The organism is Deltaproteobacteria bacterium, from assembly GCA_016223005.1.
GTDB lineage: Bacteria > Desulfobacterota > GWC2-55-46 > UBA9637 > GWC2-42-11 > JACRPW01.
On the sequence record JACRPW010000079.1, the window covers coordinates 1 to 9,989 of the forward strand.

Sequence of the window (9,989 nt, forward strand, 5' to 3'; positions counted from 1 at the left end):
TCTATCTTCTCGGATGTTGTAGCGGGAGCAGACTGTAATTCGGAAGAACCAAGGGGTCGGGGAGCAATTTCTTGTTTTAGAACAGCGGCATGGAGTTCGGAAAGTTCGTTTTGCAGGGCGCTCTTTTCTTTATTGAGTTCGGAGAGGCGTCTTTCAATTTTGCGGATTCGGTTTTTGAGCAAGGTATATACCGTGAGGCTGGAGGCTAGGGACAATGGAAATTCCTAATTTCTAAATCCTAATTCCTAATAAAATGTCAAATGTCAAAAATAAAGGCATTGGAAATTTAGTCATTGGATATTTTATTAGAAATTAGACATTAGGATTTAGGAATTTCAAATATTTAATCCCCAGCCCCTAACCCCTGCCTCTATATATCTCTGTCCCTATCCCTGCTGTGGTAAATATCTCCAGGAGGACTGCATGCTCAACCCTGCCGTCAATTATATGCGCCTTTGATACACCTTCATTAAGTGCACCAAAGCAGCATTCTAATTTTGGTATCATGCCTCCTGATGCAATGCCTTTTTTTATAAGCGCCTTTGCCTGTTTTATGCTCAAGGTTGATATGAGTTTTTTATTTTTATCAAGCACGCCTTCCACATCTGTCAGCAAAATAAGTTTTTCCGCTTTTAAGGCGCCGGCGATTTTACCCGCAACTATGTCTGCGTTTATATTATATGTTTCGCCGTCCTCGCCAACACCGACAGGCGCAATAACCGGTATAAACTTGTTTTTATCCAGCGTCTCTATGACATTTGGATTTATAGATTTAACCTCGCCCACCATCCCCATATCCTGCCCCTTTGTCTTGAATTTCTTTGCTAATATGAGTTTCCCGTCCTTGCCGCTTAATCCGACCGCCTTTCCCCCAAAATGATTGAGCATGCCGACAATCTCCTTATTCACCTTTCCGACCAGCACCATCTCAACAACATCCATTGTCTCTTTATCTGTAACGCGTATGCCATTTACAAACTTAGATTCCTTGCCTAGTTTTTTTAAGAGTTCGCCAATCTGTGGTCCGCCGCCGTGGACAATAACAGGGTTTAAACCCACATACTTCATAAGTATTATATCCCGGGCAAAACTCTGCTTTAAGTTCTCTGCAACCATTGCGCTGCCGCCGTATTTTATGACAATAGTCTTGTCATAGAACTGCCTGATATACGGCAGGGAGTCCAGAAGTGTTTTTATTTTTTCAATGTATTTTTGCATAATAAATACAGGCTATGGGCAAGAGGCCATAGGCTATAGGTTTCTTACCCATTGCCTCGCGCCTATTGCCTGTTTACAGTATATACCTGCTCAAATCCTCATCCTTTATAATGTCCTTGAGCCTGTCGTTAACATATTTTGCATCTATTATAATCTCCTTTGTCTTTGTATCAGGGGCATCAAATGAGATTTCATCCAGAACCCTTTCCATAATAGTATGAAGCCTTCTTGCGCCTATGTTCTCCATCCTGTCGTTTACAATGGTTGCTATCTCAGAGAATTCCGCAATCCCCTCATCTGTAAACCTGATATTTATACCCTCTGTTTCCATAAGTGCCACATACTGTTTTGTAAGGGCATTTTCAGGCTCTGTAAGAATCTTTATAAAGTCTTCTTTGCCAAGAGGCTTTAGTTCAACCCTTATAGGAAACCTTCCCTGAAATTCAGGTATCAAATCAGACGGCTTTGCCACATGAAATGCACCTGATGCAATAAAAAGTATATGGTCTGTCTTGACCATGCCGTATTTTGTATTAACTGTTGAGCCTTCCACAATCGGGAGCAAATCCCTCTGAACACCATCTCTTGATACATCAGGACCGTGGACTGACTCTCTGCCTGCAATCTTGTCTATTTCATCTATAAATACAATGCCTGACTGTTCAACCTTCTCAATTGCCTGTTTTACAACCTTTTCCATGTCAACCAGCCTCTGTGTTTCTTCCTGCACAAGAAATTTCATTGCATCAGGCACCTTCATATTCCTTTGTTTTATCTTCTTTGGGAATATATTTCCTATCATCTCCTTTATATTTACATCCATCTCCTCCATGCCGCCCATTGGTGAAAATACCTCAATAACAGGCATCTTCTGTTCGGTTACTTCAACCTCTACAAACCTGTCATCAAGTTTGCCTTCTCTTAAAAGTATCCGGAGTTTTCCCCTTGTAGTCTTCTGAAGTTCCCTTTCCTGCATAACCCTTTCAGCATCCTGCGGCTTGCCTATAGATGTTACAGGCGGCAGGAGTAAATCAAGCAGTTTTTCTTCTGCAGATTCCTTTGCCTTTTCCTGAACCCTTTCCCTTTCCTCATCCTTCATCATCTTTACAGATAAATCTGTCAAATCCCTTATTATACTTTCCACATCCCTGCCCACATAACCGACCTCTGTGAATTTGCTTGCCTCAACTTTAATAAAAGGCGCCTGTGAAAGTTTTGCAAGCCGCCTTGATATTTCGGTCTTGCCTACACCAGTAGGGCCTATCATTATTATGTTCTTTGGTGCAATTTCGTCCCGAAGTTCAGGGGCAACCTGCTGCCGTCTCCAGCGGTTTCGGAGTGCAATTGCAACCGCACGCTTTGCCTCTTTCTGACCGATAATATATTTATCTAGTTCTGATACTATTTCTTTTGGGGTAAAGGTCTTCATAATAAATACAGGCTATGGGCTATAGGTTATGGGTTTTAAGTTTTTTCCTATTGCCCATAGCCTATCACCTATTGCCTGCCTCTTTACAACTCCTCCACTGTTATATTTTCATTCGTGTATATGCAAATCTCTGCTGCGATTTTCATTGACTCAATTGCAATTGCCTTTGCATCAAGGCTTGAATGTGTAAGCAGCGCCCTTGCAGCAGAAATGGCAAATGGTCCGCCAGAACCTATTGCTGCGCCTCCGCCTTCAGGCTCTATCACATCACCGCTCCCTGATATTATGAATGAATGTTCTTTATCAACCACCAGCAGAAGTGCCTCAAGCCTTCTTAAAATTTTGTCTGTTCTCCAGTCCTTTGCAAGTTCAACGGCAGCCCTTGATAAATTCCCTCTGTATTTTTCCAGTTTAGACTCAAACTTTTCAAAGAGTGTAAATGCATCAGCAGTTGAGCCTGCAAAACCTGCAAGAACTGTGTTGTCAGCCATCCTTCTTATCTTGACCGCACCCTTTTTCATAACAGTGCTGCCAAGTGTCACCTGTCCATCGCCTGCAACAGCGACTTTCCCGTCTTTTCTCACTGCCAATATTGTAGTTCCATGAAACATAAATACCTCTTGAGGCTATAGGCGATAGGTTTTGCCCATAGCCCATAGCCTATCGCCTATTGCCTGCTTTCTTTTTTGCCTTTGGATGTGCTTTATCATACACCTCCATCAGCCTTTCCATATTAACCTTTGTATATCTCTGTGTTGTGGAAAGGCTTGCATGACCAAGCATCTCCTGAATTGACCTTAGATCAGCCCCTGCCTCCATCATGTGCGTTGCAAATGTGTGCCTCAGTGAATGCGGAGTTGCAGGTTTTATAATACCTGTTCTTTTCACACAATCCTTCAATATCCTCTGTACAGTCCTTGTTGTGAGCCTTCCACCCCTTTCATTCAGAAATAAAGCCCCATGTTTATCCATGCATTAAATGGCACTGCCACCAATTCTCCCGCCTCTTCTCTTGACAAGACTGTCGGCAGGAACTTTTCTGTCTTTGGCAATGAAATCAAAAGTGCAGGATTTTCAGCCAAAACACCTCGTTTTACAAGAAAATTAAAAAACACCTTTAATGAGGAAATTTTTCTTGCAATAGATATCTTTTTAATTTTTTTATAAAGACTGCTTATGAAACCTCTTAAAACATATTCATCTATAAGTTTTACATTAACTTCATCATCAGATATGCACAACTGCTGCTTTTTTAAAAATGCCCCCAGTTGGTTTATATCAATAAGATAACTATCCTTAGTGCGGATTGATGCATTCTTTTCAATGGATAGATACCGCGTAAAATCGTTCAGATAATCCTTAATCCGGGCCATAATAAATTGGTTTTGTTTTTATAACACATAAAAACCAAAATCTTCAATATAAAAACTCCAGAAACATAAAACCCTTGACAGAATAAAAAACAATATAATAAACTTAGAATAAATATGCACATTTTTGGAGTAGTTTTATGAGGCTATCTACAAGAAGCCTTTATGGTGTTAGGGCTATATTTGACATTGCATATAATTATGGTGGTGAACCTGTGCAGGTAAAGGATATCTCCAAGAGACAGAAGATTTCACCAAGGTATCTTGAACAGATATTTCAAAGGCTTAAAAAAACAGGTATACTGAACAGCAAACGGGGACCGCATGGCGGGTATTATCTTGCAAAAAAGCCTGATGAGATTACAGTCGGAGATATTTTACGGGCAACAGAAGGGCCTCTGCAATTGGTATTCTGCACCACTGTAAAACGGATTAAGAAATGCGATCTGTTAGAAAAGTGTGTTACAAGGTCAATATGGGAAGAAACAGGACATAGGATTACAAAGTTTCTTGATTCTGTTACAATACAAAACCTTTGTGAAAAAGGCATGTCTCTTGGCATTGGAAGAGAACAAATAAATAAAACAACCTAAATCCTAATATTTCAGGGGGAGAAAAGATGATTGCAGCAACACAATTAAGGGTAGGTATGGCTATTTTATATAATAATGAGCCGCACAGGGTTGTAAGTGTTCAGCATATAACCCCCGGTAACTGGCGAGGTATGGTTCAGACAAAACTCAAAAACCTCAAGACAGGAACGAATGTTGAATATAGGTTCAGGTCTGAAGATAAGGTTGAGAAGGCACGTATGGAACAGCACGAGATGGAGTATCTATATTCAAACGAAACAGATTATTACTTTATGAATACAGAAACCTATGAACAGTTATCCCTTGGGGCAGAAGAACTTGGAGACAATGTCTATTACCTTACACCGAATATAAGGTTTATGGTTGATTTCTATGAGGGAAGACCTGTCGGTATAGAGCCGCCGCAGACTGTTGAACTTACAGTTGTTGAGACAGCGCCAAATTTAAAGGGCGCTACAGCCACAAATTCCCTTAAACCTGCAAAACTTGAAACAGGGATTACAGTGAATGTCCCTGCATTTATTGAAATTGGTGAAAAGATTAGAGTGGATACATCTCTAGGCAAATATCTGGAAAGGGCAAGGTAATTTGGTTAATGAGATTTAAACGGTGCTTCTGCCACCGCTATAGTTACCCTGCCTATTTTCTGCTTTTTTACCAAAAGTTTTTTTACACCTGCTGACTTAAGTGCTGCCGGTTCGCACACGCCGCCAACACCGACCTTGCTCATAACAAACCTTGAAAACCCTGATGGCAAAGACATTTTTGCAAGCTCCGTCTTTGAATAAAACTCTATATTAAGATTGTATTTTTTTGCAAATTGGAGGAGCCCTTTCTCATTTTGTTTTACATCAATAGATGTAAGGTTTCTTACTGATAATGGGGACATATCCCATTTTTTTAATACTGAAAAATATGCCCTCTCCACTTCTTTCATTTTAACACCCCTGTCGCAGCCGATTCCGACCACGAGGTCTTTAGGACATAACAGAAAGCAGTTCTGAGTGATGGGTGATGAGTGATGAGTGATAATAATATTTCCATCTGCTTTAAATTTTTGTGCTTGAGCAACAGATTTGCAAAACTTAAACCTTTGAACTCTTGAACCCACGAACCTTTTAATTGTTTTAAGCCTTTTTGCATTATTGTCAACAAAGGCAGTCTTTCTACCGTTTACAATTGCGGAATTTATGACCTTTATCTTTTTTACATCCTCAATCACCAGATTAAACCTTTCTGCAATATCCTCTATGCACGGCAGGTTATTTACATCTGTTGCAGTTGTGATAACGGGCTCTGCACTTATTATCTTTGCAATCATTTTTGCAAGGGCATTCGCCCTGCCAAGATGTCCTGACAATAAACTTATAACATATCTGCCCTTCTCATCCATAACAACCACAGCAGGGTCTTTTTCTTTGCCCTTTAAAAGCGGTGCTATGGTGCGGACAACAATCCCTGCCGCCATTATAAAGATTAGTCCATCAAACTTTTTAAATGCCTTTCTTACAGATACCTTGAAATCCATTGGATTGGCAAAAAGGAAGATGTTATTAGCCTCTTGTGAAAGACTTTTACCGAGTTTTATGCTATTTTTCGTAAGTGCAAATATTGCCAGATTATTAAACATTACCACCTCTTACCATCCTTTTTAAAAGTGTCGGGTCAGGTATGCAGGACTTCTTCCAGTTTGTTTGTTCCAGATATACATCTATCTCCTGTTTAAATTCATGGGGTATATCGTAAGAAGTCCTTATATACAGATAGACATCTGAAGGCAAAGAACCTTTTGTTTTTTTATAGAATTCTATATAGTTTTTAAGTTTTATCCTCCTCCCTGCTGCTGTATCATTTGCCCTTATTGTAAATTTTGCTGCTGTATACATTGCCTCTTCAAAGGTTTTTACTGCACACAAAAGATGTTCTGGAGATGGCGATACGTTCACCTCATCACCAACCCGTGCATCCATTACAACCTGCAGATTACCATTACATAACAGGTGAAGCCCGTATTTATTCCCTGAATATCCGAATATGACAGGTATGCCGAGCCTTGCAGCACCAACTGCTGTTGCAAATGCCTTTTGTGTAAATGCACCCCAGAGGATAATAACAGCACCCACCCTGTTTATTATGTAATCTGCAATCTCCTCATAGTTTCCGCTTATACCCCTGTGGGACATTATACTTGCAATCTTTATACATGCACCGATGAGATGAGATGCAGAAACGCATGAACCAAGATTTATAATATTTCCACTGTCAAATACATCGGATGTTTCTTTAAATGTATCACCCTTTGCTATATCAATTGAGGAGCATCCCCCTGTTGAAACAATGTAGCCTCTTTTAAGAAATTCCTCTGCCATACTGTGAAGCATATTCATTTCTTGACCCTTGACCGCAAAAAGCATGCTTTTTGCCCCCTGACCCTTTGTTTCTTCCTCCGGACAACCGAATATCCCGATAATACCTGGTATCTCACCCATTATAATAGATGGTGCAATGGTGCGGATTTCACTGTCCCTAACAGGACCCCTACCGATTCTTAAAAGACCGTGGGTGGGGACTGTAAAATAGTAAGTAGTCTTTTTTCTGACTCCTGACTCCTGACTCCTGACTCCTAAACCTAACGTCGTCTCTGCTGCCCTCTTTTTGTCCCTTATAAACCCGCAGCGGTCTTTGAGCAGGATATTTACCATGCCATCAATATCAAGACTTGAAATATTAGGGGTACCCATAACAGTTTCATCAGCAGTCGTTATGACAACACTCCCGGCACTTAATGCCTCATTAACAATGTCAGCCTTTATGCACTGGGTATCAAGGATAACCACATCCGCAATCCCTGTCCTTACAACCTCTGCTTGCATTGACTGGTTGCCTATAATCTTAAAATCATGGCTGTGTCCATGTCGGGAACTATCTATTGCACTGCAGCACAGACCGCATATTTCAAACCTGTCTTCCATGCGTTTATCCTTTAAAAGATGCGCTATGTCATGACTTATAACTGAATTATGCCCTATAATCAGAACCACAAACTTATTTATATCTATAGTCTCCATGCCAAAATTTATTAGTCCTGTTGACCTGCCTTTAGGCATATTAAATGCGCTTATCTGGACAATATCTGCTACTTCCATTGCAATGTTGTCAAGCATGCCTGCATGCATGGTCTTGCTTGCAAAATCAGTTTCATCTGATTCTGAACCAAAACTCACACTAGAGAGAAGATGCACCAGTTGTCTTTCAATATAAGTGATAATACAATCCATATCAGCAAAGGTATCAGGCACGTTTCCGGTAATCAAAGTTGTTATCGGCATCTTTATTATTACTTCTTTACCTATATCAATCTTTGTATCTCTGCCAAGCCTTTCTATAAGGTCATTTAAGAGCCTCCTTGCATTAGATGTATGTCCTGATGCCCCTATAATACAGTCTAGCAAAGCATACCTTGCCCTGAAGCCATCTTCTGTGATGCCGCATATTCCGACATTTTTTTCTGATGGTTTACACGGCCCGAGACCGCAAAGAGAGCAATTTTTTATAGGTTTTTTGAAAACAGGTTTGTATCTCTTGAGCAGAGTCAAATCCCAGATTTTTAAATCCGTTATTTCAGGAAATGGTGTCATTATAAACCATGTGTCAGGGGTTCCGTGATGCAGGGTAAGCCCTGAACCGCAATAGATTTAATATTATAGATATGTCAGCCACCCTTGATATTTTTTATCCCTTCCCTTTACTGCGTCAAAGAATATCTTGTGGATGGTCTTTGTGATTTGTCCGGGTTTTCCTTCTCCAATCTGCCTGTTATCAACCTCTCTTATCGGTGTGATTTCTGCTGCTGTGCCTGTGAAGAATGCCTCGTCTGCTGTATATAGTTCATCCCTTGTAAACCTGCCCTCAACAACAGTAATTCCGTTATCCCTTGCAATCTGCATAACAGAGTTTCTTGTAATGCCGTTTAATACAGATGTAAGGGACGTTGTCTTTAAGATACCGTTCTTTACTATGAAGATATTCTCGCCGCTGCCTTCTGAAACATATCCGTCTGTGTCAAGAAGCAGCGCCTCGTCATAGCCCATTGCAACAACCTCTCTCTTTGCCATAATGGAATTTACATAGTTTCCTGTGATTTTTGCCTTTGTCATCATGTTGTTCACATGGAATCTTATAAAAGAGGACACCTTTACCCTGATGCCTTTTTTAATGCCGTCATCTCCAAGATATGCGCCCCAATGCCATGCGGCGATTGAGACCTTTACAGGATTTTCCTTTGGAAAAATGCCCATGCTGCCGTAACTCAAATACGCAATCGGTCTTATGTAGCATTCCTTTAAATCGTTTGCCTTCAAAAGTTCTATAGTTGCGTTATTTATGTCATCTCTGGAAAATGGCATCTCCATCTGTGCAATGTGTGCTGAATCAAAGAGCCTGTTTGTATGTTCTTTTAATCTAAATATTGCGCTCCTGCCGTCATCGCACTTATAGCATCTTATGCCTTCAAATACCGCCATGCCGTAGTGCAAACTGTGTGTAAGTATATGCACATTTGCATCATCCCAATTTACAAGTTTCCCATCCATCCAGATTTTTTTAGCCTTTTCAACCATGTTGGTCTCCTTTAAAAGAAATTATTGCATCACCTTTGTATATATCTCCCTTACCGTCCATGAATGGTTTAGGTAGCACTCCATCAATCTATCCCCTGCATCATCCCCCTCAAAACCAAGTCTCTTTGCCAGTTTTAAGACATCATCAGAACCCCGGACAATCACATCATCTGCCCTGTCATGGACAATCCTGATTCTATTTTCCATTAAACGGTAAAAATTGTAAGCATCTTTCAATGTATCACAGTCATTGCTGTTTATAATGCCTTCCGTTAAAAGTCTGTCCATTGCCAGCAGTGTGTTCGCAGACCTTATGCCCTCAATATCCCCGCCATATTTTAACTGGAGGACTTGCACTGCAAATTCTATATCAACTAGCCCGCCCTTGCCGGTTTTGATATTATATCTATCTGAAGTTTCTTTGGCAATCTCTAATTCCATCCTTTTTCTGATTCTTAAGAGTTCATTTATATCCTTGTCATCCGGTTTTCCTGCGTATATGATATTGTGCAGTTTTGAGATAGTTTCACCGCCAAATCCCATATCCCCAGCAGCAAACCTTGCCTTGAGCATCGCCTGCCTTTCCCAGATTTCCGCTCCCTGCTTAAAACCCCCGATAGAGACATTCGAGGGCAGGCTTGCAGGGACAGGCTTTGATTCATGGTATTTTAAGAATGCCTCCTGTGTTATCACAATGGGACCTGAACTTCCTGATGGTCTAAGCCTTGCGTCAACCTTGAATACAAATCCCTCTCTTGTA

The 9,989-nt window shown here is 40.6% G+C and carries 11 protein-coding genes; 2 read left to right on the forward strand and 9 right to left on the reverse strand.

Features of this window, described 5'->3' with window-relative positions; translation table 11 throughout:
- Positions 1-357: 357 nt before the first annotated feature.
- From argB to HZC45_08355, 5 genes are all read right to left on the reverse strand, one after another.
- Positions 358-1,218 carry an acetylglutamate kinase gene (gene argB, locus HZC45_08335; GenBank protein MBI5683150.1) on the reverse strand — a complete coding sequence of 287 codons (861 nt, stop codon included), beginning with the start codon at positions 1,216-1,218 and terminating at the stop codon, positions 358-360.
- 73 nt (positions 1,219-1,291) lie between these two features.
- Positions 1,292-2,650 carry an ATP-dependent protease ATPase subunit HslU gene (hslU, locus tag HZC45_08340; protein ID MBI5683151.1) on the reverse strand — a complete coding sequence of 453 codons (1,359 nt, stop codon included), beginning with the start codon at positions 2,648-2,650 and terminating at the stop codon, positions 1,292-1,294.
- 80 nt (positions 2,651-2,730) lie between these two features.
- Entirely contained in the window at positions 2,731-3,258 is a 528-nt protein-coding gene (gene hslV, locus HZC45_08345) for an ATP-dependent protease subunit HslV (protein MBI5683152.1), read from the reverse strand.
- Between the two features lie 49 nt (positions 3,259-3,307).
- Positions 3,308-3,619, reverse strand: coding sequence for a tyrosine-type recombinase/integrase (locus HZC45_08350; protein MBI5683153.1), 312 nt, complete (start codon positions 3,617-3,619; stop codon positions 3,308-3,310).
- Positions 3,592-4,020 (reverse strand): site-specific integrase, encoded by a 429-nt coding sequence (locus HZC45_08355; GenBank protein MBI5683154.1) that lies wholly within the window; start codon positions 4,018-4,020, stop codon positions 3,592-3,594. The genes HZC45_08350 and HZC45_08355 overlap by 28 nt, the downstream gene beginning before the upstream one ends.
- 137 nt (positions 4,021-4,157) lie before the next feature.
- On the opposite strand from HZC45_08355, the gene HZC45_08360 reads away from it, so the two are divergent.
- Together HZC45_08360 and efp are read left to right on the forward strand one after the other, a co-directional pair.
- Positions 4,158-4,610 carry an RrF2 family transcriptional regulator gene (locus HZC45_08360; protein MBI5683155.1) on the forward strand — a complete coding sequence of 151 codons (453 nt, stop codon included), beginning with the start codon at positions 4,158-4,160 and terminating at the stop codon, positions 4,608-4,610.
- 26 nt (positions 4,611-4,636) lie between these two features.
- The gene (efp, locus tag HZC45_08365; protein ID MBI5683156.1) at positions 4,637-5,197 is read left to right on the forward strand and encodes an elongation factor P; all 561 of its coding nucleotides are present in this window, start codon (positions 4,637-4,639) and stop codon (positions 5,195-5,197) included.
- 5 nt (positions 5,198-5,202) lie between these two features.
- On the opposite strand, the gene HZC45_08370 is transcribed toward efp, so the two are convergent.
- The 4 genes from HZC45_08370 to HZC45_08385 all read right to left on the reverse strand — a co-directional run.
- Entirely contained in the window at positions 5,203-6,240 is a 1,038-nt protein-coding gene (locus tag HZC45_08370) for a cobalt-precorrin 5A hydrolase (GenBank protein MBI5683157.1), read from the reverse strand.
- Positions 6,233-8,248 carry a hypothetical protein gene (locus tag HZC45_08375; GenBank protein ID MBI5683158.1) on the reverse strand — a complete coding sequence of 672 codons (2,016 nt, stop codon included), beginning with the start codon at positions 8,246-8,248 and terminating at the stop codon, positions 6,233-6,235. Before HZC45_08375 ends, HZC45_08370 begins: the two co-directional genes overlap by 8 nt.
- A gap of 63 nt (positions 8,249-8,311) precedes the next feature.
- The gene (locus tag HZC45_08380) at positions 8,312-9,229 is read right to left on the reverse strand and encodes a branched-chain amino acid transaminase (GenBank protein ID MBI5683159.1); all 918 of its coding nucleotides are present in this window, start codon (positions 9,227-9,229) and stop codon (positions 8,312-8,314) included.
- Positions 9,230-9,250: 21 nt separating this feature from the next.
- Positions 9,251-9,989 (reverse strand): bifunctional [glutamate--ammonia ligase]-adenylyl-L-tyrosine phosphorylase/[glutamate--ammonia-ligase] adenylyltransferase (locus tag HZC45_08385; GenBank protein ID MBI5683160.1); only part of this gene is annotated, 739 nt, incomplete at its 5' end.

Excerpts from the sequence above, each read along its gene's own strand:
- efp (MBI5683156.1), top strand. The coding sequence starts at position 4,637 with ATGATTGCAGCAACACAATTAAGGGTAGGTATGGCTATTTTATATAAT.
- HZC45_08360 (MBI5683155.1), top strand. The coding sequence starts at position 4,158 with ATGAGGCTATCTACAAGAAGCCTTTATGGTGTTAGGGCTATATTTGAC.
- argB (MBI5683150.1), bottom strand. The coding sequence starts at position 1,218 with ATGCAAAAATACATTGAAAAAATAAAAACACTTCTGGACTCCCTGCCG.
- HZC45_08350 (MBI5683153.1), bottom strand. The coding sequence starts at position 3,619 with ATGGATAAACATGGGGCTTTATTTCTGAATGAAAGGGGTGGAAGGCTC.
- HZC45_08355 (MBI5683154.1), bottom strand. The coding sequence starts at position 4,020 with ATGGCCCGGATTAAGGATTATCTGAACGATTTTACGCGGTATCTATCC.
- hslV (MBI5683152.1), bottom strand. The coding sequence starts at position 3,258 with ATGTTTCATGGAACTACAATATTGGCAGTGAGAAAAGACGGGAAAGTC.
- HZC45_08370 (MBI5683157.1), bottom strand. The coding sequence starts at position 6,240 with ATGTTTAATAATCTGGCAATATTTGCACTTACGAAAAATAGCATAAAA.
- HZC45_08375 (MBI5683158.1), bottom strand. The coding sequence starts at position 8,248 with ATGACACCATTTCCTGAAATAACGGATTTAAAAATCTGGGATTTGACT.
- HZC45_08380 (MBI5683159.1), bottom strand. The coding sequence starts at position 9,229 with ATGGTTGAAAAGGCTAAAAAAATCTGGATGGATGGGAAACTTGTAAAT.